This is a genomic window from Nocardia arthritidis NBRC 100137, from assembly GCF_001612765.1.
Taxonomy (GTDB): domain Bacteria; phylum Actinomycetota; class Actinomycetes; order Mycobacteriales; family Mycobacteriaceae; genus Nocardia; species Nocardia arthritidis.
The window spans coordinates 65,039-91,977 of the sequence record NZ_BDBB01000028.1 but is presented as its reverse complement, the minus strand read 5'-3'; the positions used below and the strand labels follow the sequence as shown (position 1 = coordinate 91,977).

Here is a 26,939-nt window from a genome sequence, read left to right as displayed (position 1 = left end):
CGGTGGAAGTGGGGGAATTGGCGCTGTTCACCCGTGGTGCTCTGAGGTTGTGCCCCGGTCGGGATGAGGGACCGGCCGGGGTCACCAACCTGATGAAGGTTTGGCTACCGAAGTTGCCGACTGCCACGTTAGCCAGACGATTGCATCGATGTCACCCATGGTTGCGGTTTCGTTATCTCCGAAAAGTCGAGGTAAATCGGGGTGTGGGTCCATATTCTCCGGCCTGCGCGGGGTGCCGTGGCGGCTGTGTCCGGACTTCGCTCGTGCAGCGTGAGCGATAGCTCAAGGGTTGCTATCGTGCGTGCGAGGGGTGGTCGCCGAAGAAGGCGTGGCGCATGTTGTGACTTGGCTCACACTTGTGCGTGTGTATCGCCCGCGAACGGCGCAGCGGGCGGGCATGTCCTTTGTCGGAGGTCGCCGGTAACCTCTGGCCGTGGCTCTGTACCGGAAGTACCGACCGGCAACGTTCGCTGAGGTGGTGGGTCAGGAGCACGTCACCGACCCGCTGAGTATCGCGCTCGACACGGGGCGGATCAGTCATGCCTATCTGTTCTCCGGTCCACGCGGCTGCGGTAAGACGTCCTCCGCGCGCATCCTGGCCCGATCGCTGAACTGCGTGTCGGGTCCCACCTCGACGCCCTGCGGCACCTGCCCGTCCTGTGTGGCGCTCGGGCCGGGTGGTACGGGCAACCTGGATGTCATCGAACTCGACGCCGCGAGCCACGGCGGCGTCGACGACACCAGGGAATTGCGGGACCGCGCCTTCTACGCACCCGCCGAGTCCAGGTACCGGGTGTTCATCGTCGACGAGGCGCACATGGTGACCACCGCAGGATTCAACGCGCTGCTCAAGATCGTCGAGGAGCCGCCTGCCCACCTGATCTTCATCTTCGCGACCACCGAGCCGGACAAGGTGCTGCCCACCATCCGCTCGCGCACCCACCACTATCCGTTCCGGCTGCTGCCGCCCGCCACGATGCGCGGACTGCTCGGGCGGATCTGCGAGCAGGAGCACGTGCCGGTCGAAGAAGCGGTGTACCCCTTGGTGATTCGCGCGGGCGGTGGTTCGCCGCGCGATAGCCTCAGCGTGCTCGATCAGTTGCTGGCGGGCGCGGGCCCCGAGGGTGTCACGTACGCCCGCGCGGTCTCGCTGCTCGGCGTCACCGACGTGGCGCTGATCGACGACGCGGTCGAGGCGCTGGCCGCCGACGACGGCGCCGCGTTGTTCGGCACCGTCGACCGGGTGATGGAGGCGGGCCACGACCCGCGGCGATTCGCCGCCGACCTGCTCGACCGCTTCCGTGACTTGATCCTCATGCGCGCGGTGCCCGACGCCACCGAACGCGGCCTGGTCACCGGCCCGGGTGACGTGCTCGACCGGATGCGGGACCAAGCCGAGCGATTGGGTTCGGCCACCCTGACCCGTTACGCCCAGCTGCTGCACGAGGGGCTCGGCGAGATGCGCGGCGCGACGGCGCCGCGACTGCTGCTCGAAGTGGTCTGCGCGCGCATGTTGCTGCCCACGGCGTCCGACGCGGAATCCGCCACGCTGCAACGCTTGGAACGGCTCGAGCGCGGTATGGCCGGGGGCTCCTTCACCGCCGCTCCCGCCGCGTCTCCGGCGCCCGCTCCCGCCGAGCCCACGGCCGGGGCCGGGTCGCCGTCGGAGTCACCGCGTCGCCGAGGTGCCGAGGCGCTGGCCGCGATTCGTCGCGACAACCGCGGGGGTGGTCGCTCGGAGGACGCTGCCGAAGCCGGTGGGGCCGATCCCGCCGGCGGTTCGGCGCACACCGCGGGGCCTGCCGCCGGTGCCGGAACAGCTGATCGCCCCGGGCCGATCGGCGGCGGGGGAAGCCCGACTTCCGGTGCGGCGGATTCCACTGTCGCCGCGCCGGGCGGCGGCCACGGGGAATCCGCGGGCGGCGGGCATCGACCGATGCCCGCCGGTGCTGAGTCGTCCACGAATGCGTCGGCGCCGGGCACGGAAGGCGGCGCGGATCCTGTTGCGCCGGTTGCCGAACCGGACGCCGCCGTTGTGCCCGACGGCGGGTCGGCGCGAACGATGCCGGCGGGAGGACCGAGCGCGATCGCCGCGCCGAGTACTTCGAAGGCCGGGACGGCAGGTGCGTCGGAACCGAATCCTGAGGCGGCCGGGGGGAACGCTACCGGGGCTGATTCGACTGCCACGCGGAGTTTCGTGCGCGATCGCGGGGCCGACGATTCGCCCGGCGTGCAGGAGTCCGCCGTCGGTCAGGGCGATCTGGGGCGATCCGACGCACCGCCGCCCCACGCGTCCGCGCAGGAGTCCGCTGCTCCTTCCTCGGCGCCGAGCGGTGATCTGCTGCGCGAGGTGGAAGCCGCTTGGGCCGATATCCGCGCCAAAGTGCGGGAGTTCGGCGCGGCCGTGCAGGCGATGCTCGCCGGTGCGTCGGTCGCCCGGGTGGAGGGCGAGGTCATCGTCTTCGCGCATCAGCACGCGCCGCTGGCCCAGCGCCTGTCCGATCCGCGGAATCTGGAAGCGGTGCGGTCGGCGGTGCGGGCGGTGCTCGGCCGCGATCACGAGGTGCGCTGGGAAGCGGGCGGCGCGGCGACACGGCCCGCAGCGACCCCACGGGCCGGCGGTACCGGGAACCGTGCCCGCGGACAGGCGGCCGGCCAGCCCGGACGTGAATCCGGCAACGCGACAGGCCGTGCTCCGGATGCCGCCGCCCCGCCGAGGTTCTCCCGCCCGAGCCAGGCGCGCACCGCGGGCGGCGAGAAGCCGGGTAACGCGGGTCGCTCTCGCGCGGGTGGCGCCGATCCGCGCCCATTTCCCGCGGAGGACGACATCCCCCCGCCCGACTATCCCGACCTGCCGGACGATCCCGGCCCCGCGGACTATCCGCCGCCCTACGACGCCGCACCGAGCGGAAGCGACGCCGCGAGCGGCCGGGGCTGGAGCAAAGACGGCGTCGTCCCCGCCTCCACGCCGGAAGAGGAGCAGGAGATGATGGCCGCCGCGGCCGATCCGGTGGCTCCCGGCGACCGGCGCGACCCGGACGAGGTCGCCCTCGAATTGCTGAAGAGTGAGCTGGGTGCCACACGGTTGGATGGTTGACAACCACGGTTCTCACGACGTTAAGTTAACCGGAGTTCGCACTCCGCGGTAGTATGTACGGGTAGCCGGGAGCTTCGGTACGCCGACGTTCTATGGTATGCCCAGGCGTACGGGCGACCGTGATGTGCGATCGCTCTTGCCTGCCTGGTTTTGTACAGCGTTAGGAACGGTCGGCCGCAAGGCCGGTCGGCGAGGTCAGCCGCAGCCACGCCGCACCCGCGGTGTCGCCGCACATCAGCGCTCGGACGGACGCATGTCCGGCCCGGCCGCACAGAAGCGCTCGGACGGACGTATGTCCGGCCGCCGCACATTGAGGAAGGAACACTCCGATATGACCACAGAGGCCTACATTTACGAGGCCATCCGTACTCCGCGTGGCCGTGGCAAGAAGAACGGCTCGCTGCACTCGGTGAAGCCGATCGACCTGACTGTTGGTCTGATCCAGGAGCTGCGCGGCCGCTTCCCGAACCTCGACGAGGACCGGATCTCCGACCTGATCCTCGGCGTGGTCGCGCCGGTCGGCGACCAGGGTGCGGACATCGCTCGTACCGCGGTCACCGTGGCCGGCCTGCCCGACACTGTCGGCGGGTTCCAGCTCAACCGCTTCTGCGCGTCCGGCCTCGAGGCGGTCAACCTGGCCGCCCAGAAGGTGCGCTCCGGCTTCGACGACCTGGTCCTCGCCGGTGGCGTCGAGTCCATGTCGCGCGTGCCGATGGGCTCCGACGGCGGCGCCTGGGCGCTGGACCCGGCCACCAACTACGACACCTACTTCGTCCCGCAGGGCGTCTCCGCCGACCTGATCGCCACCATCGAGGGCTTCAGCCGCGACGATGTCGACGCCTACGCGGTGCGCTCGCAGGAACTGGCCGCGAAGGCCACCACCGGCGGTTACTTCGCCAAGTCGATCGTCCCGGTCAAGGACCAGAACGGCATCGTCGTGCTGGACTCCGACGAGCACATGCGCCCCGGCACGACCGCCGAGGACCTGGCCAAGCTGCAGCCGTCCTTCGCGGTGATCGGTGAGATGGGTGGCTTCGACGCGGTGGCGCTGCAGAAGTACCACTTCGTCGAGAAGATCAACCACGTGCACCACGGCGGCAACAGCTCCGGCATCGTCGACGGCGCCGCGCTCGTGCTGATCGGTTCGGAAGAGGCGGGCAAGGCCTCCGGTCTGACCCCGCGTGCGCGCGTCGTCGCGACCGCCACCAGCGGCGCCGACTCCACCATCATGCTCACCGGTCCGACCCCGGCCGCCAAGAAGGTGCTGGCCAAGGCGGGCCTGACCCTCGACGACATCGACCTGGTCGAGATCAACGAGGCGTTCGCGTCCGTGGTGCTGAAGTTCCAGAAGGATCTGAACATCCCGGACGAGAAGCTGAACGTCAACGGCGGCGCGATCGCGATGGGCCACCCGCTGGGCGCGACCGGGGCGATGATCACCGGCACCATGGTCGACGAACTGGAGCGCCGCAACGGCCGCTACGCGCTGGTCACCCTGTGCATCGGTGGCGGCATGGGCGTGGCGACCATCATCGAGCGGGTCTGAGCCCCAACCGACAGCTGAGAATTCACGGCGGCGTGAGCGTCAGGCCCGGAGGCGGCAGCCTGCGTAACCACGCGGGGCCGCGAACGCCGCTAATTCACCTAGGAGACACAGAGCTGTGAGCGAAACCAACATGATCGGTTGGGAGCAGGATTCGGACGGCATCGTCGTACTGACGATGGACGACCCGAACCAGGGCGCCAACACCATGAACGAGCTGTACAAGAAGTCGATGACCGCCACCGTCGACCGGCTCGAGGCGGAGAAGGACAACATCACCGGTGTCGTCCTGACCTCCGCGAAGAAGACCTTCTTCGCCGGCGGCGACCTGAAGAACATGATGAAGGTCGGCCCGGACGACGCCCAGGCGCTGATGGAGGAGCTCGGCGAGATCAAGAGCGCCCTGCGTCGCCTGGAGCAGCTGGGCAAGCCGGTCGTCGCCGCCATCAACGGCGCGGCGCTGGGTGGCGGCCTGGAGATCGCGCTGGCCACCCACCACCGCATCGCGGCGGACGTGCCGGGTTCGCAGATCGGTCTGCCGGAGGCCACTCTCGGCCTGCTGCCCGCGGGCGGCGGCATCATCCGCACCGTGCGCATGCTGGGCCTGCAGAACGCCCTGATGCAGGTGCTGCTGCAGGGCCAGCGCAACAAGCCGGCCAAGGCCAAGGAGATCGGCCTGGTCGACGAGCTGGTCGGCTCGATCGAGGAGCTGGTTCCCGCCGCCAAGGCGTGGATCAAGGCCAACCCCGAGGGCGGCGTGCAGCCCTGGGACAAGAAGGGCTTCAAGATCCCCGGCGGCACCCCGTCCTCGCCCGCGTTCGCGGCGAACCTGCCCGCCTTCCCGGCGAACCTGCGCAAGCAGATCAAGGGCGCGAACATGCCCGCCCCGCGCGCCATCATGTCGGCCGCGGTCGAGGGCTCGCAGGTCGACATCGACAACGCGTCGCTGATCGAGTCCCGCTACTTCGTGCACCTGCTCACCGGCCCGGTCGCGAAGAACATGATCCAGGCGTTCTTCTTCGACCTGCAGACGATCAACAACGGCGGTTCGCGTCCGAAGGACGTGCCGAAGAAGGAGATCAAGAAGGTCGGCGTGCTCGGCGCGGGCATGATGGGCGCGGGTATCGCGTACGTCTCCGCCAAGGCGGGCTACGAGGTCGTGCTGAAGGACGTCTCGATCGAGGCGGCCGAGCGCGGCAAGAACTACTCCGAGAAGATCGAGGCCAAGGCCCTCTCCCGGGGCAAGACCACCGAGGAGAAGTCCAAGGCGCTGCTGGACCGGATCAAGCCGACCGCGGACGCGGCCGACTTCGCCGGCGTCGACTTCGTCATCGAGGCCGTCTTCGAGAACACCGAACTCAAGCACAAGGTGTTCCAGGAGATCGAGGACATCGTCACCCCCGACGCGCTGCTCGGCTCGAACACCTCCACCCTGCCGATCACCGGTCTGGCGACCGGCGTGAAGCGTCAGGAGGACTTCATCGGCATCCACTTCTTCTCGCCGGTCGACAAGATGCCGCTGGTCGAGATCATCAAGGGTGAGAAGACCTCGGACGAGGCGCTGGCCCGGGTGTTCGACTACACCCTCGCGATCAAGAAGACCCCGATCGTCGTCAACGACAGCCGTGGGTTCTTCACCTCGCGCGTGATCGGCACCTTCGTCAACGAGGCGATCGCCATGCTCAAGGAGGGCATCGAGCCCGCCACCATCGAGCAGGCCGGTCTGCAGGCGGGTTACCCGGCCGCGCCGCTGCAGCTGTCGGACGAGCTGAACATGAAGCTCATGCAGAAGATCGCCAAGGAGACCCTGGAAGCCGCGCAAGCGGGCGACACCACCCTGGGCGTCAAGCGGCACCCGGCGCAGGACGTCATCGACTACATGGTGTCCGAGGGTCGTCCGGGTCGCCTGGAGAAGGCCGGCTTCTACGAGTACGACGAGAACGGCAAGCGCACCGGTCTGTGGGGCGGCCTGCGCGAGCACTTCAAGACCTCGGCGGACTTCGGCGTCCCGCTGCAGGATCTGATCGACCGCATGCTGTTCGCGGAGGCGATCGAGACCCAGAAGTGCTTCGACGAGGGCGTGCTCACCTCCACCGCCGACGCCAACATCGGCTCGATCTTCGGCATCGGCTTCCCGGCCTGGACCGGTGGTGTGCACCAGTTCATCGTCGGTTACCCGGGTGGCCAGGAGGCCTTCGTGGAGCGCGCCGACTACCTCGCCAAGAACTACGGCGAGCGCTTCGAGGTCCCGGCCTCGCTGCGTAAGTAGTCTCGGGCCGGAACGCGGGCGGCGAAGCCCGTCACCGCTTTTCGCGGTGGCGGGCTTCCGTCGTTTCCCAGCCTGTGCATGTTCGCCTCCTTCCGGCCGGATAGGTTGGCAGCCGTGCCGAGACGTAGTCGCCATGTTCTGATCGCCAGTTGTGCCCTCGTCCTCGTATCGGTCCCGGTGGCGGGCGCCGATTCCGCGCCCGCGCCCTCGGTGCGCTTGCTGGGCGAGCAGGTGATCGCGTCGGGCCTGGACTTCGAGGGCACCACCGTGGGCGGCCTCTCCGGTATCGATTACTCGGCACGTACGGGTGAATTCGTGGTGATCAGCGACGATCGGTCGAGCAAGAACCCCGCGCGGTACTACACCGCGCGCGTCGAGGTCGGCGAGCGCGGCGTTGGACCGGTGACGATCACCGGCACCCGGCCGCTGTTGACCGCGACGGGCGCTGCCTACCCGCCGATGTCGGTGGACCCGGAGGAGATCCGGGTCGACCCGTGGACCGGCGACTACTACTGGACCCAAGAAGGCGAACGCGACGGCGACCTACTGGCCGACCCATCGGTGCGGATCGCGCACCAGGACGGCTCCTATGCCGGTGAGCTGCTGATTCCGGAGAACGAACGGATGCGTCCCGGCTCCGGTCCGCGGCAGAATCAGGCGCTGGAGGCGGCGACCTTCCTCGCCGCCGGCGCATTGTTCGCGACCGCGACGGAAGGGCCGCTGCTACCGGACGGACCGGCGGCGACCACGACCAGTGGAGCGCTGGCGCGCATCACCGTCCAGGCTCGATCCGGCCCGCTGCTCGCCCAGTACGCGTATCCGATGGAGCCGGTCTTCGCCGAGTCGCGGCCCGAACCCGGCCGCGGCGGCACCGGGATCGCGTCCGTCCTCGCCGCCGATCCGCTCGACCCCATGAAACTTCTTGTGCTGGAACGGTCCTTCTCCCCGGGCACGGCCAACAAGATCCGCGTCTACGAGGCCGACCTGAGCGGCGCGACCGACATCCTCGATGCACCGATCGGCGCCGCGCACCCGGCGGCCAAGCGGCTGCTGGTGGACCTCGACGACGTCGGACTCGCCGCCGTCGACAACGTGGAGGGGATGACGTGGGGTCCCCGGCTGCCTTCCGGCGAGCGAACCCTGGTCTTGGTCAGCGACGACAATTTCGACAGCCGCCAGATCACCCAGGTCATCGTCCTCGCCGTCGCCTAGTCCGCGGGACGCAACTCCTCGGCGGCGGCCTGGTACGCGGCGGCGGCCCTGGCGAAGTAGTCGAACAGCACCTCGCGCTGTTCGGGTGAGTAGCCGCCGATGATCTCGCCGATGCGCCGCCGCGCCGGGGCGAGGACCTCGTCGAGATCAGCGGGCTTGCCGACCAGTTCGACGATCACCTTGCGCCGGTCGCCCGGGACCGGCGCGCGCCGGACGTAGCCCGCGTCCTCCAGCCGGTCGATCAGCCGGGTGGTCGGGCCGGTGGTCAGGCCGCTGCGAGCGCCGAGTTCGCCCGGCGTCATCGGTCCCGTCAGTCCGAGGATGTTGAGCGCGTAGAGGTCGGTGGCGCCCAGATCGACCGCCCGCGCCCCGGCTTGGCCGTGCAGCATGACCGCGCTCAGATAGCGCCGGTAGACCTCATGGGCGTCCGGTCGAAGGCCATGCGACGCGGCCTCGGGTGTTGACACAGGATCCCTCCATTCCTAATCTCTTCTTAGAAGAAGAGACTTCTTCTAAGAAGAAAGCTCTTACAAGAAGTAATCTACCATGGAGGCACCATCATGAGTGGCGACGAGAGCATCGACCGGCGCGGCATCCTGGCCGTTCTCGCCGAGCTGACAGACGCCTGGGGCCGGGGAGACGCCGAGGCGTACGGCGAGGTCTTCACCGAGGACGCCACCTACACCAGTTACCTCGGCACCCATTACCGCGGCCGCGCGGACATCGTGGCTTCGCACCGAGCCCTGTTCGCAGGCGTCCTGAAGGGCACCCGCCTGGCCGACGAGGTGCTGGACATTCGTTTTTACGGTCCGCACGTCGCCGTGGTCACCAGCCGTGGCGACACCTACAAGGGATCGCCGAAGCGCGCGCCGGCCAAGGTGCAGACCTACACCGTCGCCCACAGGGACGGCCGATGGCGCATCGCCGCTTTTCAGAACACCAAACGCAGGAAGCTCATGGAGCGCATGACCTTCTGGTTCACTCCAGCGACACGTCCCGCCCAGGAGCGCTGATCGCTCCGCGAGGGGTAGCTCATGGGCCCGGTTGGCCGGCTCCTCCTCGGGTATTCGTCCGGTGGACCAGGCGTGGCGGAGGTCACGAGCCGAGGCGGCACCTGCAAAGGTGAGCGCGAGAGCCCATTTCGCGCCGGACATCGAGCCCCGACCAGGGCGCTGAGCGGCGCGGATCACATGGTTCGGCGGCACGAGTCGTCCTGTTCGGAAACGTCACCCACCTGATACCGGGCCGCGCTACGTTGGAGTATGCGCAGGCATATCGGACACGGCGTCCGGGGTCGGCGCGGAGATTGGTCGCCGATTCGATGTGAGTTCGAGGTGATCACATGAATCCACAGACGCGTTCGGGCCGGGTGCGCGCCGAATCGACTGCGGCCGAGACGGACACGCGGCGGGAGGCGCCCATCGACATCGCCGACGAGCTGGAGGTGATGGGCCTGTCCGGTGCGGTGGAGATCGGCCGGGGCGGATTCGGCGTGGTGTATCGCTGCGTGCAGACCTCGCTGGATCGGGTGGTCGCGGTGAAAGTGCTCTCCTCGGAGATCGACCAGGAGAGCCGGGAGCGGTTCCTGCGTGAGGAACAAGCCATGGGCAGGCTGTCCGGCCACCCGAATATCGTCGACATCCTCCAGGTGGACGTGACGGCGACCGGCATGCCGCTCATCGTCATGCCGTACTGCACCCATGGGTCGCTCGAGCAGCTCATCCGTGATCAGGGCCCGCTGACCTGGGCGGACTCGCTGCGAGCCGGGGTCAAACTGGCGGGCGCCATCGAGAGCGCGCACCGCGCCCGGATCCTGCACCGTGACGTGAAACCGGCCAACGTCCTGCTCAGCGGCTACGGCGAACCGCAGCTGACGGATTTCGGCATCGCCCGCATCCCGGGCGGGTTCCGCACGTCCAGCAGCATGATCACCGGCTCGCCCGCGTTCACCGCGCCGGAGGTCCTCAAAGGCGACGAGCCGACCATCCGGTCCGACGTCTACGGCCTCGGCTCGACGCTGTTCGCCTTGCTCACCGGGCACGCGGCCTTCGAGCGGCAGGCGGGGGAGCGGGTGGTGGCGCAGTTCTTGCGAATCACCACCCAGCCGGTGCCGGACCTGCGCGAACAGGCCATTCCGCCGGATGTGGCCACCGTCATCGAACACGCGATGGCTCCGAGTCCGCGAGATCGCCCCGCCAGCGCGTACGAGTTCGGCGAGATGCTGCGCGAGGTGCAGCGCGGCCATGGCCAGTTGCCCGACGAGATGGCGCTGCTGGACACCACGCCGGAGCCCGAACCGACGATTCCGACCGCGGTGGGCATACCGACCGTGGCGTGGACCGGTTCCCGTCCCGCGGTCACCGCGCGGCGCAGCTGGCCGTTGACGCTGCGGCCCGCCGTCTCGCAGCATTCGGCGACCTCGACGACGGCCCCGCCGACGGCCGTGACCAAATTCCGTCCCCCCACGCCCACGCGAGACCCGATACCGCGGCCGCGCCTGCTGGACATCCTGCGCGGGGGCGGGCGGCGCAGACTCGCGGTGATCCACGCGCCCGCGGGATTCGGTAAGAGCACACTGGCCGCGCAGTGGCGCGCCGAACTCACCGAAGGCTCTGCCGCCGTCGCCTGGATCGGAATCGACCGCGACGACGACAACGAGATCTGGCTGCTCGCCCACCTGATCCAGGCGATCCGCCGAGTGCACCCCGAGGTCGGCGCCGGTCTGGACCAAGTGCTGGAGGAGCGGCCCGCCGACGCCGCCGCGTTCGTGATTCCCACGCTCATCGACGAGATCCACGCGGCGGGCAAGACGGTCGTGGTGATCGTCGAGGACTGGCAGCGGATCACCGACGCGGGCGCGCATCGGGCGATGGAAGCCCTACTGGACAACGGCTGCCACCACCTGCGTTTCGTCGTGACCAGCCGAGAGCAATCGGGTCTGCCGACGAGCCGGATGCGGGTGCACGACGAACTGGTCGAGATCGGCTCGGCCGCGTTGCGCCTGACCGAGGCGGAGACCAGGCAGATCCTCGTCGAGCGCAACGGATTCGACCTGACTCCCGAGCAGGTGACCGAAATCCACACCGCTACCGACGGCTGGCCCGCGGCCATCCAGCTGGTCGGACTGTCCCTGCGCGGTAACGCCGACCCCGCTCAGCTGATCGCCACGCTGTCGGAGGGCAACCACGGCATTCGCGAATACCTCGCCGAGAATGTGCTGGACACCTTGGAACCCAAGATGCTCGAGTTCCTGATGTCGATCGCGGTGACCGAGCGGGTCTGCGGCTCGCTCGCCGCGGCGCTGTCCGGTGAGCCGGACGCCGAACAGCTGCTCGAGCAGGCCGAGCAACGTGAGCTGTTCCTGCGGCGCATCGAGCACGATCCGGAGTGGTTCCGGATGCAACCGTTGTTCGCCGAGCATCTGCGGACCCGGCTCGATCGCGTTCACCCGGGGAAGTCGAAGTCGCTGCACCGCAAGGCCTCGCGCTGGTACGCCGAACACCAGCTGCTGCGCAAGTCGGTCGACCACGCACTGGCCGCGACCGATCTGAAGATGGCGCTGGACCTGCTCGAGGGCGGCGGGATGGATCTGATCGACGGATCCCGGCTCGCCACGCTGCTGGGCAGCGTGTCGAAACTGCCGATGCAGCAGGTGGCCTCGCGCTCGAAGTTACTGATGGCGGTGGCCAGGGCGAATGTCAACCTGCAGCAGTCCGGCGCGGCGCGCAACGCGCTGGGCAGACTGTCCAACATCCTGGCTCGCGGCTCCACCGGCGACGCGGATGTGCGCGTGCAGCGCTGTCAGGCGGCGGTGCTCGCCGCTTCGGACCAGATCGCGCGCGACCACACCGAGGGCGTGCTGGATCGGGTCGCGGACTGCCTGCAGGAGCCGGACGATCTACCGGCGTGGACGGTCTCGACCGCGGCGAACCTCACCACGTTCGTGCGCCTGTGCGGGTTCGACTTCGAGGGCGCCAGGAAGATCCAGGAATGGGCCGAGGACTACCACAAGGACTCGAAAGACCCGCTGGGGCTGGTATTCGGCCGCTGCGGCCAGGGCGCGGCCGCCTACGAGCAACTCGACGTCGCCACCGCCACCCGCTGTTTCCAGCAGGCGTGGGAGTCCGCGCGCGAGCGCTCCGGACCGCGCTCGCACGCGGTGCGCGTGGCCGCCGCTCTGCTCGGCGAAACGAGTTATCGCCGAGGTGATCTGGAGACCGCCGACCGGCTGCTGGACGAAAGCCACGAGCTGGTCACCCGGGTCGGACCGGTGGACTTCCTGATCTCCACCTTCGTCGTCGGCGCGCGGGTCAAGGCGGTCGGCGGAGATCTGTTCACCGCGGCCACGCGGCTGGACGAGGGCGCCCGCATCGCCGCCGACAACCGCTTGGCCCGACTGGCCGCGCACATCCGCGCCGAACGGCTGCGGCTGGGGCTGCCGCTGGAGGCCGGGGAGCGCCGCTACACCGATCTCAGCGAGTCCACGCCGCTGCAGGTAGGGCATCGGCTGACCGGCGCAGCCCTGCTCACCGCCGAGGCGGAGGAACTCGCCGCGATCCGCGCGCTGCTCGCCGAGCACCGGCCCGGCTCCGACGACCGGGCCGTTCGCCGCGCTCGCGCGCTCTACGACCACACCCTGCAAAAGCACCGTCCGCGCGCCCAATTGGACGCCGCGCTGCTCCTCGCGGAATGCCTGGCGACCGCTGGCTGGGTCGGCGAGGCCACCAACCTGCTGCTGCCCGCGGTCACCACCTGCGCCGGCCTCGGCTGGACCAGGCCGCTGCTGGACGCGGGCCCCGGCGTGGTCGGCATCCTGCGCGTGCTGCGCGCCGACCTACCCGCCTCGGCCCAGGTCGGTGACATCGAACTGCCCGCCCCGTTCCTGGATGAACTCCTGAACGAGGCGGGCAGTCAGGCCTATTGAACGAACCGGTTTACGGCTGCCACCATGGGCGCAGCGGCACGGTCCAGTCACCGTCGGCGGGGAGCTTGACCCCCAGCACCTGGTGCAGCTGAACCACGTTGCGCTGGAAGCCCAGCCGGCAGCCCGCCATGTACAGGCCCCACACCTTCGCGGTGCCCTCGCCGACCTCGGTGACGCAGGCGTCCCAGTTGGCGACCAGGTTCTTGCACCATTCGTGCAGGGTCAGGGCGTAGTGCTCGCGCAGGTTCTCCTCGTGCAGCACCTCGAGCCCGACGTTCTGGATCTCGGAGATGATCCGGCCGGAGCCGATCAGCTCCCCGTCCGGGAACACGTAGCGGTCGATGAAATCGCCCGCCTTGGTGGTGCGGGTGTTGTCCGGGCGGGTGATGCAGTGATTCAGGAACAAGCCGCCGTCGCGCAGCTTGCTCTTGATGTAGTCGAAGTAGAACGGGTAGTTGTGCACACCGATGTGCTCGGTGAGGCCGATCGAGGACACCGCGTCGAACTCGCCCTCCGGCACATCGCGATAGTCGGAATGGCGCACCTCGGCCAGATCGGCCAGGCCTTCCTCGGCGATCTTCTTCTGCGCCCAGTCGGCCTGCTCGGCCGAGAGCGTCGCGCCGATCACCTTGACGCCGCGCTTGGCGGCATAACGCACCATGCCGCCCCAGCCGCAGCCGATATCGAGCAGCCGGTCGCCCTCCTTCAACCGGAGTTTCTCGAACACCAGGCGGTACTTGTTCTCCTGTGCCTGCTCGAGCGTCCAGTTCTCGTCGCCGTAGACCGCGCAGGTGTAGGTCATCGACGGGCCGAGTACGTACTCGTAGAAGGCGTTCGAAACGTCGTAGTGGTGGTGGATGGCTTCGGCGTCGCGCGTCTTGGAGTGGCGCAGGCCCTCGAAGGCGATCCGACGCCAGCGCGGCAGGGTCTCCTGCGGCGGCGGGGCGACCGGCTTGAGCCGCTCCCAGCCCAGCGAGCGCGCGATGGTCACCAGGGCCAGCGCGGACGGACGGCGGAACTTCAACCCGTCCAGCGCCTTCAGGATCTCGTACGGATCACCCGGGTGCACGCCGGTCGCGGTCAGGTCGCCGGAGATGTAGGCGCGGGCCATGCCCAGGTCGCCGGGGGCCGTCGCCAGATAGTTGATGCCGCGTGGGGTACGGATGTCCAGTGCGAACTCCGAATCCCGCGGTCCGGTCGCGCTGCCGTCGTAGGCCGTCAAGCGGATCGGGACTTCGCCCTCGACGAGGGTCTCGAAGATCTCGGCAATGCTGAGTTTGGTCCCGAGATCGGCGAAGACATCGGAACGGTCCTTGAATGTCGTCATCTGCGTTGCACCGCCTTCGAATACAAATCCAGCAGGCGCTGGTTCGGGTCGTAGCGTTTCTTCAGTTCGGTATAGGTGTTTCCGCCGTAGAGCGCCGCGAACTCATCCTTGTCGTAGAAGGAATCCGAGTACAGCGACTTATGACCGTCGAACTCGGTCACCGTGCGCTCGATCGCGCGGTTGGCCGCGCCCTCTCGCTGCCCCGGGGTGGTGGGCACGGCCGACCAGAATCCGACATTCACGTAGGTCCGGTCCGGCTCCAGGGGGTACAGCGGCCAGGTGCGTCCGCCCGGCCCATTCGGGTCGCCGCTCTCGCGCAAACGCAGCGGGCACAGCCAGATCGGCTCGATCGGGATCTCGCGCAGAAACCATTCCACGAAGTCGGCGGTGCGGTCCACCGGTACCTCGATGTCCTGAACGACCCGCTCGCGCGGGGGGTTGCCCTTGCGCGCCTCCAGCTTGTCCGCGATGGCGTACTTGTGGTCCAGCGCCACGAGCTTCCAATAGAAGCTGCTGCGCCGGTAGCGTTTCGGCCACAACCGGCGGATCCTCGGGTGCTGTGCGCCGAAGGCGCGTGAGCACCAGAACCAGTCGGTGTCCCAGCGCCACAGGTAGTCATGGATGGTCAGGCGGTCGCGCTTGGGCGTGTCGCCGTCGTGCTGGATGGACCGGTAGTAGATGTCCATTCCGGTGTAGTCGCTGACCGGGCCGGGCTCGTCGGTGCGGCGGCCCAGCGTCAGGTAGCTCTCCTCGGCGGAGAAGACGACGCCGTCGAGGTAGTCGACGGGCTCATCCTCGAAGGCGCGGTCCGTCACGATCGTCGCGAGGGCCGCCTCCAGTTCGCGCAGGTCTCGGAACCGCACGTGCCGCAGCGCGACGTACGGCCGCACTTCTTCCAGCTCGATCTTCAACCGCACCGTGTAGCCCAGCGTGCCGTAGGAGTTCGGGAAGCCGCGGAACAGATCGGCGTGCTCGTTGTGCGGCGTGGCGGTGAGGATATCGCCCGTGCCGGTGAGCACGTCCATCTCCAGCACCGACTCGTGCGGCAGGCCGCTGCGGAAGGACGTGGACTCGATGCCGAGGCCGGTGACTGCACCGCCCAGCGTGATCGTCTTGAGCTGGGGGACGACCAGCGGCGCGAGCCCGTACGGGAGGGTGGCGGCGACCAGCTCCTCGTAGGTGGTCATGCCTGCGACATCGGCGGTCTTGGCGACCGGGTCGACGGAGATGACCCGGGTCAGTCCGGAGACGTCGAGACCGGGCGCGGGGTTCTTCGCCCTGGCGCGGAATAGGTTCGACGTTTTCTTCGCCAACCGGACATTGGCGTGCTCGGGTATCGCGCGGTAGCTCGCCAAAAGACGGTCCACGCCCGCTCGATGCGCGGCAAATCCTGATTCGCGTGCGGCCGGTGCGTGTCCGGCCTTCCCCAACAGACTCACTGCCACCCCTCGACGCTAGTACGGACCAAACGGCGGGGCCACCGCGCGGGCACGGTGGCGGAGAAATGTCACGCATATGTTGCGAAATGGAATACCGAATTGTCTGGAGTAGTTCGCCGCACCCTCGGCGCTTTCCTCCGGCGCCGACAGGGCAGGATGGAGATCGGTCGAGACATCGCATCCGGACAAGGAGCTCATTGTGGGACAGGTCAGCGCCAGTAGTTCGATCGACGTGCAGGCGGATCCGCAGCGCGCGCTGGAGGCCATCGCCGACTACGACACGGTGCGTCCGCGCATTCTTTCGTCGCACTACCGCGACTACAAGGTGGTCGAAGGCGGCAAGGGGGCGGGCACCGTCGCGGAGTGGACGTTGCAGGCCACCGAGAAGCGCTCGCGCAACGTGCACGCGGTCGTCTCGGTATCCGATTCCATTGTCACCGAGCGCGACTCGAATTCGACGCTGGTGAACACCTGGACCGTCACGCCGGAGGGCGCGGGCGCGCGGGTCACGCTGCGCACCACCTGGAAGGGCGCGGGCGGCGTCGCGGGCATTTTCGAGGGCATCTTCGCGCCGCTCGGCCTGAAGAAGATCCAGGCCGAGGTGCTCGGGAACCTGCAGCGCGAACTGGCCTGATCGGACGGCGCGACGACGGTCCGTGCGGGCCGTCGTCGCGGTGTCGAGCGGCCTACTCGGCCGCAGTGTCGAGCGGCCTACTCGGCCGCGATATCGAAGAGGTTCCCCTCGGGGTCGGCCAGCGTCGTCCACTTCGTGCCCCACTCGTCGAAGTCGCCGACGTGCTTCGCGCCGAGGTCGATCGCGCGTCCGACTTCGTCCCGGTCGGAGGCGAGCAGGTCGAGATGGATCACGTTCTTACCGGGGTTCTTGTCGGGCACCCGGAGGAACATCAGCGCGGTCGCCGCGCCTGTGGTCCGGCCGACGGTGGCGAATTCCGGCGTGGGGCCGGGATCGACGGGCGTCTCCAGCAATCGCGACCAGAATTCGGCGAGCGCGCCCGCGTTCTCGCAGTCGATGGTGACGTGGGCGATAGAGAGCGTCATGGATGTCTCCTTCACGGCTGGGCGATGGGCCAGCACACTTCGGTTCGGTAGGTGGCGGGATCGTCGGACACATCCGGTCCGAGCAGGTACAACTCGCGGATCGGTTCGGGCAACGCGACATCGTGTTCGGCCACATGACTGCCCAGCGCGCCGTAGGTGCGGTCGAAATCCTCGAACGGTCCCTCGTGCACGGTGACGGCGAACCGGCGCGCGGGTAACTCGATCGCCGAAAGTACTGAGGGCAAGACGATATCGGCCCCGGCGACCGGGACGAACGCGACGACCGCGCCCTCGTCTTGTTCGAAGAAATCGGTGCTGTAGGTGGCGCCCCCGACCCCCGCGGGTGCGATATCCGCGGCGGCCAGCGCCTCGTACAACGCCGGAAACGTCGACGCGCACCACTCGTCGATGTGTTCGCGCGCCACCGTCGCGCCGATCGCCGCGGCCGGGAACGCGGGAACCACGCGATACTCCACGGCGATCGGGGGTGCGGGCGTCAGCAGCGAGCGCAACGACGCCACGACCGCACGGGTGCGGATCAGCTCCGCCTCCATGCGCTCCAGATGCCCGCGCAGCGTGGCGTCACGGGCGTTGTCGTCCGGCGCGGCGAGGACTGCGCGGATCTCCGGGACCGGCATGTCCAGCTCGCGCAGCCGCCGGATCAACTGTGCCTGCGTGACCTGCGCCGTCGCGTACCGTCGATAGCCCGAACCGGCGTCCACGCCGACCGGAGTCAGCAGGCCGATCTCGTGGTAGTAGCGCAACGTCTTCACGCTGAGATTGCTCAGCCTGGAGAACTCCCCGATGGGGACGGTGGCCGTCATGGCACCAGCCAACACCCTCCAGCGACGGGAGGGTCAACGACACCCGGTGTTCAGGCGAGCGCGAAGGTCAGCAGCAGGGTGGTCTGGAATGCGCCGCGCCACCACGAATAGCCGAACCACACGCCCGGGGTGACCTCCCGGATCTCGTCGTAGACCGGCGGCGTCGGCGATGGCGCGTAGTTCAGGGCCCAGGCAGGCAGCCCGTCGGTCAGGGCGGGCGCCGCGTAGACGTCGGCGCGCCAGCCCTCGATGCCCGCACCGGTGAGGCGGTTCATCAGATAGCCGCCGTCCGGTCCGGTGTAGAAGGTCTTGCCGATCCACAGCGGGGGCGCGACGGTTTGCATCACCGGCGGACGAGTGACCCAGCCCGACTTCACACCGGAGGGAACGGCGCCCAGCGGCGCGGCGCGGAAGATGGCGTCCTGCTGCTCCGCCGAGCACCGGAAGCGCAGCGAATCGAGAGTCGCGGCCTTGTCGTCCGGATAGAGGACGCAACCGTCCCCATAGTCCGCGACCGCCGGGGTGGTTTCGGCATCGATGACCTCTTGGGCATCGATCACCTCGGTCGCATCGATGATCTCCGTGTCCGCGGACGCCGTTGGCGCCGTAGCGCCGAGAAAGATGCTGGGAACACCGAGCGTGAACACCAGGGTGCTCAGAAAACGTGCACGAACTGCGATCATCTTTGTCTCCAGATTTGCACACCGGCCCCGACTCGGTGTCGATGGTAAGGCGCGCTCGGTCGGTCTCCACCGGAACTACCCAACCTGTTATCCACCATGCGCCGCGACATCGGACCCGTCGGGCCGCGCCGGGGACACGGTGCGGCAGGACTAGGCTGGCCGATGACACCTTCTCCAGAGAGGACCCTCCCGTGCAGCCAGGTGGCCAGTTCGACATGCAACAGTTGCTCGCCCAGGCGCAGCAGATGCAGCAGGCGGTGATGGAAGCCCAGGAAGAGATCGCGGCGACCGAGGTGGAAGGCGAGGCGGGCGGCGGCCTGGTCCGGGTCACCATCAAGGCCAGCGGTGAGGTGGTGTCGCTGACCATCGACCCGAAGGCCGTGGATCCCGACGACGTCGAGACCTTGCAGGACCTGGTCATCGGCGCGGTCAACGACGCGATGGCCAACGCGCAGCGCGTCGCCGCGGAACGGCTCGGACCGCTGTCCGGTGGCCTCGGCGGCGGTTCGCTGCCCGGTTTCTGAGCCGGGGTAGCAGTTGTACGAGGGTCCGGTCCAGGATCTGATCGACGAATTGGGCAAGCTGCCCGGCGTCGGTCCGAAGAGCGCCCAGCGCATCGCCTTTCACCTGCTCGGGGTGGAGCCGCCGGAGATCGATCGGTTGCAGGCCGCGCTGCAGAAGGTGCGTGACGGTGTGCAGTTCTGTGTGACATGCGGGACGGTCTCCGACGGAGAGCTGTGCCGTATCTGCGCCGACCCGCGCCGGGACCGGACCATGATCTGCGTGGTCGAGGAACCCAAGGACGTGCAGGCGATCGAGCGCACCCGGGAGTTCCGCGGTCGCTACCACGTGCTCGGCGGCGCGCTCGATCCGCTCAGCGGCATCGGTCCCGACCAGCTGCGCATCCGGGAGTTGCTGGCGCGCATCGGAAGCCAGGAGGACGGCGTCGACGTCAGCGAGGTGATCATCGCGACCGATCCGAACACCGAGGGCGAGGCCACGGCCACCTATCTGGTCCGGATGCTGCGTGACTTCCCCGGCCTGAGCGTGACCAGGCTGGCCTCGGGCCTGCCGATGGGCGGCGACCTCGAATTCGCCGACGAGCTGACCCTCGGCCGCGCGCTGTCCGGGCGGCGCGCGCTGTAGCAGGCGCAAACGCTCTCGCGAGCGGGATTGCGCCGCGCCCGGCGTGGGTTACCGTGTCGCAGATGAGCATCGAATTCTTGCTGACGACGCTCGTCATCGTCGCCACCCCCGGAACCGGTGTGCTGTTCACGCTCGCGGCCGGACTGTCCAGGGGCGTGCGGGCCGCGGTGATCGCGGCTTTCGGCTGCACGCTCGGCACCGTCCCGCACCTGATCGCGGCGATCACAGGACTGGCCGCGCTGCTGAACGCCAGCGCGGTCGCGTTCCAGACGCTGAAGTACCTCGGCGTCGCCTATCTGGTGTACATGGCCTGGAGCACCTTCCGGGACAAGGGCGCGCTCGCCGTGCCGGAACAGACCGGGCACACCGCGCCCTCGGTGCGGAAGGTGATCACCTCGGCGGTGCTGCTGAACCTGCTCAACCCCAAGCTGACCATCTTCTTCTTCGCGTTCCTCCCGCAGTTCGTGCCCAGCGGCGCGCCGAACGCGGTCGCGCGCATGCTCGAGCTGAGTGGCATCTTCATGCTCGCGACCTTCGTGGTGTTCGCGGTCTACGGCGCCTGCGCGGCCGCCGTCCGCGACCAGGTCGTCTCCAGGCCCGCCGTCGTCACCTGGACGCGACGGGTTTTCGGCGCCTCGTTCCTCGCGCTGGCAGGCCGGCTGGCCATCCAGAACCAGTGATCGGCGCTACAGATCGACGCGAGACCAGGGTAGGCCGGGGAAACGGCTGCGGTCGTCGTTGGCCCAACCCCAGATGAGGGCGGCCACGGTGGCCGGGTCGGAGACGGTGGTGCCGAAATGCCTGTCGGGATCGCCATCCCGGTATTCCACGGTGTACGCGCCGGAATTGTCGCGGTAGGTCTGGATGTAGAACTGGTCGCCGCGCTCGACCACGAGGTACGGGTTGGGCGGGCTCAGCTCCGGGATCCACCGGTGGACAAGCGCTTCGGTCAGGTATGGGAACTCGCCCGCGCCACCGTGCGTGACCATGGCCCTGACGTGCCCGGCGGGATCGATCAGCCAGGCCAGCTGCGGATCGTAGACGGCGTAGTTCAGCGGTGTGGCCAGTTCGAACAGCAGGTGGCGGACGAAACCGATCGCGTCGTAGGGACACGGCACGTGCAGCACCGCGCCGGTGGCCGCGCCGCCGACCGGCACGGTGCTGAGAAAGCTGTCTTCCTCGGGCAGTTCCGCGTTGCGTCTGTTCAGTTCGGCCGCGATCCGCGCCACCGTCCCCGATTCGGGGGCGCCCTGCTGGGTGCTCAGGTAGGCGTCGACCTCCGCGATCGACGACGCGACACCGGACGGCAGCAACACGTGGTCATAGCTCACCGGGCCAGGGTACGGAACCGTTCAGGCGCGGCGGCGGACCGTGTCGTCGGTGCACCGGCAGCCGCCCGCGAGGTCTCGGCAATCGAGGACGAAGGCGTGCCGGTCATGGCTGAGCTCGAGGCACTGCTCGTCGGTGCATTCCGCGATCCGGCTCGCGTGCACGATCAGGGTTCCGTGGCAGTGGTCGAACGCGGATTCACACGATGAACAACCTGGTGTACGCATATGACCTCCTGACGAGATCGTTGTCGTGGTTCGGTGATACCACCGGCTCGCCGGACGCGGTGGGACCTCGGCCCGTGTGTCGCCGTGTCCGGCGCAGGTGCGACCACGCCGCGCGGGCTGCCGGTTCGCCCGGTGCCGGGACCGCGACATGCGAAAATGGTCACACAGCCCGCCGGGCGCGGACCGCCCGGAGCGTTCGACGACCGTTGGTACGGATGGCGCGGAAGCGAGGTCGGCGCGGTGATGTTGCGCGATGAGCGGCGGAAGCCCGCGACCGGCGCCACGGTGCGCGAGCAGTTCACGCGCTACCGTTCGGAGGGCGCCGAAAGCGCCGCCTACGACGAATGCGGTGCGCCCGTCGCGGGTTACTACGACGAACTGGTCGACGCGGACGGCAACGTGCGCCGGATGTGGTCGGAGCTGTCCGCCGACTTCGCCGAACTCGGCGGGGACGGCCTCGGCAGGCTCGACAGCCGGGTGCGCAGGCTGATCGATGACGACGGAATCACCTACCTCGAGGCCGGCGCAGCGGCCGAAACCCCGGCGCCGTGGCGCCTCGACCCGATTCCCCTGCTGGTGGCCGCCGACGATTGGACCCGGCTGGAGGCCGGGTTGGAGCAGCGCTCTCGCGTGTTCGACGAGGTGCTCACCGATATCTACGGGCCGCGCAGGACGCTCGGCTCGGGACTGCTCGCGCCGGAGGCCGTGTTCGGCAACCGCGGCTATGTCCGGGCCGCGCACGGCATCACGGTGCCGGGGCGGCACCAGCTCTTGCTGCACGCCTGCGATATCAGCCGTTGGAGCGACGGGCGGTTCCGCGCGCTCGCCGACTGGACGCAGGCGCCCGCGGGCGCCGGATACGCGCTGGCGGATCGCAGGGTGGTGTCGACCGCTGTCCCGGAATCGTTCGAGCACGCCAATCCACGTCCGCTCACGCCGTTCGCCAGGGCGATGCGATTGATGTTGATCGAATCGGCGCCGACCGACGACGACGAGCCGGTGGTCGTGCTGCTCAGCCCCGGAGCGCACTCCGAGACCGCGTTCGATCAGGCGTATCTCGCTTCCACGCTCGGTTTTCCGCTGGTGGAGAGCGCCGATCTGGTGGTGCGCGACGGCGCGCTGTGGATGCGGTCGCTGGGCACGCTGAAGCGGGTGGACGTGGTGTTGCGCCGGGTGGACGCCGAATTCTCCGATCCGCTCGATCTGCGGCCGGATTCGCGACTGGGCGTGGTGGGACTGGTCGAGGTACTGCGGCGCGGTGCGGTGACAGTGGTGAACACGCTCGGCAGCGGGCTGCTGGAGAATCCCGCGCTGGCCGGTTTCCTGCCCGCCTTGTCCCGCGCGCTGCTGGGCGAGGACCTGCTGCTGGAGAGCGTGCCGTCGTACTGGGGTGGGCACGAGCGGGAACGCGAGCACTTGATCGCGAAGCTGGACAAGCTGATCCTCCGCTCCGCGGTCGACGGGGCCACGGTGTTCGGCCCCGAGCTGAGCCGGGATCAGCGCGCGGAGCTGAAGGCCAGGATCGATGCGCACGGGTGGCAGTGGGTGGGCCAGGAACCGGCGCAGTTCTCCGTCACGCCCGCCATCCGCGATCACGGCGGCATCGGCGCGGCTCCCGTCGGCATGCGATTGTTCTCGCTCGCCCACCGGGGCGGCTACACCGTGATGTCCGGTGGTCTCGGCCAGCTGCGTCAGCGCACGCCTGATCGTGCCGCGCGCAAGGTCGCCGCCAAGGACATCTGGGTGCGGGCCGCGCCGACGCCCGCCGCCGCGATCAGCACCGAGCCGCCCCGCGAGCGCGAACGGCGCACCGCCCCCACCGTGGCGGCGATCAGCTCACCGCGCGTGCTCAACGACCTGTTCTGGATCGGCCGTTACGGCGAGCGCGCGGAGGATGCCGCCCGTCTGCTGATCGCCACCCACGAGCGCTACCAGGAGTTCCGTTATCGCCCCTGGCTGGAAGGCGCCGAGGCGCTGCCGATCCTGCTGGCCGCCCTCGGCCGGGTCACCGCCACCGCGGCTCCGACCGAGGGACTGTTCGGCCCGGAAGTGCGAGCCCTTGCGCCGCAGCAGAGTTCGGCCGATCGCGGCACGCCCGCGCCGGGCGTCGCCGTCGACGGGGCAGTCGCGCGATACGGCGACGAGCGGGCACACGCCGGGGCCGGCTCGACCGCGCATGCCGAAGGGCAGCCGAGACCCGTTCCGGCACTGCCCGGTGCGGGAGGGGGCGCTCGCGAGGAAGCCGTTGCCGGTGCCGATGCGCATCCGGTCGCGGCCGGCGTCGAGGCCGTCGCCGGGCGATCGGACAGCGACGAGACGACCAGCGCGGCGGAGGACAACGCGCCGCCGGTGCCCGGCGCGTCCCGCGCCGGCCACGACTACCTCGTCGCGCTGACGATCGACCGGGAGCTGCCCGGATCGCTGGCCTTCGCGATCGACCGGTACGGCAACGCCGCGCGCGCCGTGCGCGACCAGTTGTCGGTGGACACGTGGATGATCCTCGGTGCGGTCGACCGCGCGCTGGCCGGCTATCCGGCCGGGGTGGACGACCTGGAGGCGGAGTTGTCGGACGTGCATTCGCGTACCCTGGCCGGGTTGCTCGCGCTGTCCGGAATCGACGCAGAGTCGCTGATCCGCGACACCGGATGGCACGTCAGGGACATCGGCAAGCGCATCGAGCGCGGTCTCGCCATGACCGCGCTGCTCTCGGCCGCGCTGACCAAGCGGTATCCGGAGCAGACCGAGCGAGAAGTCACGGACTGGGTGTTGCGAGCCACCGAGTCCTCCGTGAGTTACCGTCGGCGGCATCAGGATTCGGTGCGCCTGTCGAACGTCGCCGAACTCCTGCTGTTCGACACCGCCAACCCGCGATCACTGGCTTACCAGCTGGAGCGGCTGCACGCCGATTTCCACGCGTTGCCCGGCGCTTCGGCCTCCTCGCGTCCGCAGCGGCTGCTCGCGGACGCACGCCGCATGCTGCGCCGCCTCGACCCCGACGACTTGGAGGTCACCGACGCGGACGATCGGCGCACCGAACTGGCGGAGTTGCTGGAGGGAGTGCACTTGCGTCTGCGCAAGGTATCCGAGTCCTTCGAGACCACGACGCTGTCGCTGCCGGTCGGCATCCAGCCGCTGTGGGGTAGCGCGCAGGTTGTCGAATGACCGGTCCGGGCGGTGCGGTGCGCCGCTATCAAGTGGAGCATCGCACCAAGTACTCGTACTCCGGGGAGGTCACCAATTCGTACGGTCGCGCGTACCTCACGCCACGTGACCTGCCCGGCCAGCGACTGCTGTCCCACGACATCCGGATCGACCCGGCTCCCTCGGACCGGTCGGTCGGCGCGGACGTGTACGGCAACATCACCTCCTATTTCCACGTCGCCACCGAACATCGTGCTCTGACCGTCGTCGGCCAATCACTGGTCGAACTCGACGCTCCCCTTCTGGACGACGTCGGCCCGGCCGCCGAGCCTTGGGAGAAAGCGCGGCCGACCGGTGCGAACGGACCGTTCGCCGTGGAGTTCGCCCTGGACCTGCACCCGCCGGAGATCACTGCGGAGATCGTCGCGTACACGGCCGAATCCTTCCCGCCGGGCAGGCCGCTGCTGGAGGCGGTGGCCGAGCTGAACACGCGTATCCACGACGACTTCGCCTACCGGTCCGGCGCCACGACGGTGTCCACCCGGGTGGCCGACGTGTTCGCCGCACGCGCCGGCGTCTGTCAGGACTTCGCCCGCCTCGCCATCGCCTGCCTGCGGTCGCACGGTCTCGCCGCCCGTTACGTGTCCGGCTACCTGGCCACCGATCCGCCGCCGGGCAAGGAGCGGATGGTCGGCGCCGACGCCACGCATGCCTGGGCGGCCGTGTGGACACCCGCCGCGCACGAATCCGACCGCACCGGCCACTGGCTCGACCTCGACCCCACCAACGACCAGTTCGGCGGCGAGCGCTACATCACCGCCGCGTGGGGCCGGGACTACGCGGACGTCCCTCCGCTGCGCGGCATCATCTACACCGACGCCAAGGACAGCACGATCACCGTCTCCGTCGACGTCATCGAGGTCGGAATCTGACCGGCCGACGTGAGTTCGACATTCGGGCGGCGATTCGCCGGACACGTATCGGAGTGCGCGGCTACGGATGATCGGGTTGTTTCGGGGCGCGTCGTGGTGCGAGGTCGATGCGGATGTTGTCGGAGGTGGTGATGACGAAGACCCGGTCACCGCGTTCTTTGTCCCAGTCGGCGGGGATCAGGAAATATCGGTCGTTGGCGCGAGCGAGCAGCAGGAGTCCGCTGTATTGATAGCGATATCTGGTGTCGGGCAGCGTGATTGCGTCGATTCTGGACCTTCCGCCTGCGATGGCGAGTCGGTCGACACTGAACACCACGACCGCGGGCTGATGCCCCAGACCATGGTTCTCCTCCTCGGTTGCGCTACGGCTGCCCTGCACGCTGGCGTAGTACCCGATGGCCCAGAATCCGGCGAGGAAGGCCAAACCCAATAACGTGACCAGCAGTGGTACCGACCGACGGGGTGGGGAGTCGCCGGGTCGCCGGTAGAGCAACCGGTGGTAGGTGGTGGACAGTTCCTGGGCGTACCAGATCAATGCGACGCCGGTGATGAGCGTCAGCGGCAGGCCCAGACTCATCCAGCTGGGCAAATGCTTACGTAGCACAAGCCCTGCCGCGACCCCGGTGCACAGCAGCACCCCGACGACAGTGACTGCCCGCACCCACAGCCGCAGCGCCCGCCGCGGCCGTCGAGTGCGCATGACCGCGACGAGCGGAACCTGCCGTAGTGCGATCACCGCGGCAGCGATCAACAACGCCAGCACGACCGGGAAGAAGGCGCCGTCGAGGCTCTTGATGACGTAGTCGGACACACTGAAGTCCAGCAGACGAGCGTCGATTCCGAAATGCCCGTACCAGGAGCGGGTGTATACCGACCCGACGTAGTAAAGGACCGCCAGGGTCAGGGTCGCTTCCGACGTCGCCACCGCGAAAGCCATCGCGCGCCGAGACGGTGACATCTCATCGGTGCGCGCGCTGCTCATCGTGACGGCGTAGTGGCAGGGGGACTGGTGAAGGGGGATGTCGGGGGCGTGGTGAGCCGAGCCCCTTCGTCGGGCGTGGTCGCCCCGATATCGGCTGTCGTCGGCAAGCTTTCGGTCAACGGGACGGTTGTGAGTGATACCGAGGTTTGGGGTACGTTCGCCGAGCTGGAGTTTCGGGCCGGCTGAGACTGGATCACCGTTACCGTCGGCTGGTCCGCCGACGACGGTACGGGTTCGGTAGTCGATATGGGCGGCGCCGCCGCTGATGACGTCGGCACAGTTGTGGTTGCCGGGCTGGGAGCGGGCTCGGGTGTGCCGCAGGCGACCAGGCTTAAACCCAACGCGACGAGCAGTGGCACCGAACGCAACAGTCCCCCCTTGCATCTGGAGAATCAAGCGATTGTCCCACGAACTCGTTGTGTCGGCAGGGCTCTGAACACTTGGACGGGCGCCGATTCGGAACCACCCTGCGCCGCAACCAGCAGGCGTAGCCGATCTCGGCGCGACGGCGGCCCGGGCGGTTCCAGCCAGGACGGACTCCCCAGTGTGATCATTCAGCCGAAACTCCGGCGGCGATCAGGACGGGGGCCGGCAGCACCCGAGGCGCGGGAGCGCGTCCAGTCCGATCGGCGTCCACCCGGGTGGCGAGCGCGTCGAGGACCTCGATCCGGGTCTCGGGCACCTCGATGTGCATCACCGACCCGGCGAAGAACCGATCGAACTCCGCGACCCGGACAGGCTGCTCGACAGTGGGCAAGGTGCATGACTCCGGCACCCGATCCCCAGAGGAAGGCGAGATCATCAT

General features: G+C 68.7%; 22 protein-coding genes. 12 read left to right on the top strand and 10 right to left on the bottom strand.

Annotated elements, in window-relative coordinates:
* The first annotated feature begins 433 nt into the window (after window positions 1-433).
* The 4 genes from NA8_RS21085 (at window position 434) to NA8_RS21070 (ending at window position 8,121) form a co-directional block, all read left to right on the top strand.
* A complete protein-coding gene (locus tag NA8_RS21085) occupies window positions 434-3,097 on the top strand; it encodes a DNA polymerase III subunit gamma and tau (protein ID WP_063052085.1) in 2,664 nt (887 codons plus the stop codon).
* Window positions 3,098-3,428: 331 nt separating this feature from the next.
* Window positions 3,429-4,643: an acetyl-CoA C-acetyltransferase gene (locus tag NA8_RS21080; protein WP_063052084.1), complete on the top strand. Its 1,215-nt coding sequence runs from the start codon at window positions 3,429-3,431 to the stop codon at window positions 4,641-4,643.
* A gap of 115 nt (window positions 4,644-4,758) precedes the next feature.
* On the top strand, window positions 4,759-6,909 hold the full coding sequence (locus NA8_RS21075; RefSeq protein ID WP_063052083.1) for a 3-hydroxyacyl-CoA dehydrogenase NAD-binding domain-containing protein: 2,151 nt from the start codon (window positions 4,759-4,761) through the stop codon (window positions 6,907-6,909).
* Window positions 6,910-7,023: 114 nt separating this feature from the next.
* Complete coding sequence (locus NA8_RS21070) at window positions 7,024-8,121, top strand: esterase-like activity of phytase family protein (RefSeq protein ID WP_245663929.1); 1,098 nt, start codon at window positions 7,024-7,026, stop codon at window positions 8,119-8,121.
* Here NA8_RS21070 and NA8_RS21065 read toward each other — a convergent pair.
* Window positions 8,118-8,588, bottom strand: coding sequence for a MarR family winged helix-turn-helix transcriptional regulator (locus tag NA8_RS21065; protein WP_063052081.1), 471 nt, complete (start codon window positions 8,586-8,588; stop codon window positions 8,118-8,120). The two genes, NA8_RS21070 and NA8_RS21065, sit on opposite strands and share 4 nt — an antisense overlap.
* A 93-nt stretch (window positions 8,589-8,681) precedes the next feature.
* Between NA8_RS21065 and NA8_RS21060 the strand changes: the two genes are divergently transcribed.
* Window positions 8,682-9,134: an SgcJ/EcaC family oxidoreductase gene (locus NA8_RS21060; RefSeq protein WP_063052080.1), complete on the top strand. Its 453-nt coding sequence runs from the start codon at window positions 8,682-8,684 to the stop codon at window positions 9,132-9,134.
* A gap of 329 nt (window positions 9,135-9,463) precedes the next feature.
* The gene (locus tag NA8_RS21055; protein ID WP_063052079.1) at window positions 9,464-13,045 is read left to right on the top strand and encodes a serine/threonine-protein kinase; all 3,582 of its coding nucleotides are present in this window, start codon (window positions 9,464-9,466) and stop codon (window positions 13,043-13,045) included.
* A gap of 10 nt (window positions 13,046-13,055) precedes the next feature.
* Here the strand turns inward: NA8_RS21055 and NA8_RS21050 are convergent, their stop codons facing one another.
* Both NA8_RS21050 and NA8_RS21045 read right to left on the bottom strand, forming a co-directional pair.
* Window positions 13,056-14,372, bottom strand: a complete 1,317-nt coding sequence (locus NA8_RS21050; protein WP_063052078.1) for a class I SAM-dependent methyltransferase — start codon at window positions 14,370-14,372, stop codon at window positions 13,056-13,058.
* Window positions 14,369-15,811, bottom strand: coding sequence for an FAD-binding oxidoreductase (locus NA8_RS21045; RefSeq protein ID WP_063052077.1), 1,443 nt, complete (start codon window positions 15,809-15,811; stop codon window positions 14,369-14,371). Before NA8_RS21045 ends, NA8_RS21050 begins: the two co-directional genes overlap by 4 nt.
* A gap of 199 nt (window positions 15,812-16,010) precedes the next feature.
* Between NA8_RS21045 and NA8_RS21040 the strand changes: the two genes are divergently transcribed.
* A complete protein-coding gene (locus tag NA8_RS21040) occupies window positions 16,011-16,445 on the top strand; it encodes an SRPBCC family protein (protein ID WP_063052076.1) in 435 nt (144 codons plus the stop codon).
* 77 nt (window positions 16,446-16,522) lie between these two features.
* Here the strand turns inward: NA8_RS21040 and NA8_RS21035 are convergent, their stop codons facing one another.
* Genes NA8_RS21035 through NA8_RS21025 form a run of 3 tightly spaced genes read right to left on the bottom strand, consistent with a single transcriptional unit; the run spans window position 16,523 to window position 18,377 of the window.
* Entirely contained in the window at window positions 16,523-16,870 is a 348-nt protein-coding gene (locus tag NA8_RS21035) for a VOC family protein (RefSeq protein ID WP_063052109.1), read from the bottom strand.
* A gap of 11 nt (window positions 16,871-16,881) precedes the next feature.
* Window positions 16,882-17,694, bottom strand: coding sequence for a MerR family transcriptional regulator (locus NA8_RS21030; RefSeq protein ID WP_063052075.1), 813 nt, complete (start codon window positions 17,692-17,694; stop codon window positions 16,882-16,884).
* A 50-nt stretch (window positions 17,695-17,744) separates the two neighbouring features.
* Window positions 17,745-18,377 (bottom strand): hypothetical protein, encoded by a 633-nt coding sequence (locus NA8_RS21025; RefSeq protein ID WP_063052074.1) that lies wholly within the window; start codon window positions 18,375-18,377, stop codon window positions 17,745-17,747.
* Between the two features lie 191 nt (window positions 18,378-18,568).
* On the opposite strand from NA8_RS21025, the gene NA8_RS21020 reads away from it, so the two are divergent.
* From NA8_RS21020 to NA8_RS21010, 3 genes are all read left to right on the top strand, one after another.
* Window positions 18,569-18,901 (top strand): YbaB/EbfC family nucleoid-associated protein, encoded by a 333-nt coding sequence (locus tag NA8_RS21020; RefSeq protein ID WP_062972321.1) that lies wholly within the window; start codon window positions 18,569-18,571, stop codon window positions 18,899-18,901.
* A 13-nt stretch (window positions 18,902-18,914) separates the two neighbouring features.
* A complete protein-coding gene (recR, locus tag NA8_RS21015) occupies window positions 18,915-19,523 on the top strand; it encodes a recombination mediator RecR (protein ID WP_063052073.1) in 609 nt (202 codons plus the stop codon).
* Window positions 19,524-19,585: 62 nt separating this feature from the next.
* Entirely contained in the window at window positions 19,586-20,203 is a 618-nt protein-coding gene (locus NA8_RS21010) for a LysE family translocator (protein ID WP_063052072.1), read from the top strand.
* A gap of 6 nt (window positions 20,204-20,209) precedes the next feature.
* Here NA8_RS21010 and NA8_RS21005 read toward each other — a convergent pair whose 3' ends face one another.
* Both NA8_RS21005 and NA8_RS33005 read right to left on the bottom strand, forming a co-directional pair.
* Window positions 20,210-20,854 carry a hypothetical protein gene (locus NA8_RS21005; protein WP_063052071.1) on the bottom strand — a complete coding sequence of 215 codons (645 nt, stop codon included), beginning with the start codon at window positions 20,852-20,854 and terminating at the stop codon, window positions 20,210-20,212.
* A gap of 21 nt (window positions 20,855-20,875) precedes the next feature.
* Complete coding sequence (locus NA8_RS33005; RefSeq protein ID WP_062972314.1) at window positions 20,876-21,079, bottom strand: hypothetical protein; 204 nt, start codon at window positions 21,077-21,079, stop codon at window positions 20,876-20,878.
* A gap of 156 nt (window positions 21,080-21,235) precedes the next feature.
* Here NA8_RS33005 and NA8_RS21000 point away from each other — a divergent pair, with 156 nt between their 5' ends.
* Both NA8_RS21000 and NA8_RS20995 read left to right on the top strand, forming a co-directional pair.
* The gene (locus tag NA8_RS21000; RefSeq protein ID WP_245663928.1) at window positions 21,236-24,241 is read left to right on the top strand and encodes a circularly permuted type 2 ATP-grasp protein; all 3,006 of its coding nucleotides are present in this window, start codon (window positions 21,236-21,238) and stop codon (window positions 24,239-24,241) included.
* A complete protein-coding gene (locus NA8_RS20995; protein ID WP_063052070.1) occupies window positions 24,238-25,152 on the top strand; it encodes a transglutaminase family protein in 915 nt (304 codons plus the stop codon). The genes NA8_RS21000 and NA8_RS20995 overlap by 4 nt, the downstream gene beginning before the upstream one ends.
* 61 nt (window positions 25,153-25,213) lie before the next feature.
* On the opposite strand, the gene NA8_RS20990 is transcribed toward NA8_RS20995, so the two are convergent.
* Both NA8_RS20990 and NA8_RS20985 read right to left on the bottom strand, forming a co-directional pair.
* On the bottom strand, window positions 25,214-26,134 hold the full coding sequence (locus NA8_RS20990; protein WP_157106814.1) for a hypothetical protein: 921 nt from the start codon (window positions 26,132-26,134) through the stop codon (window positions 25,214-25,216).
* Window positions 26,135-26,684: 550 nt separating this feature from the next.
* Complete coding sequence (locus NA8_RS20985) at window positions 26,685-26,939, bottom strand: hypothetical protein (protein WP_157106813.1); 255 nt, start codon at window positions 26,937-26,939, stop codon at window positions 26,685-26,687.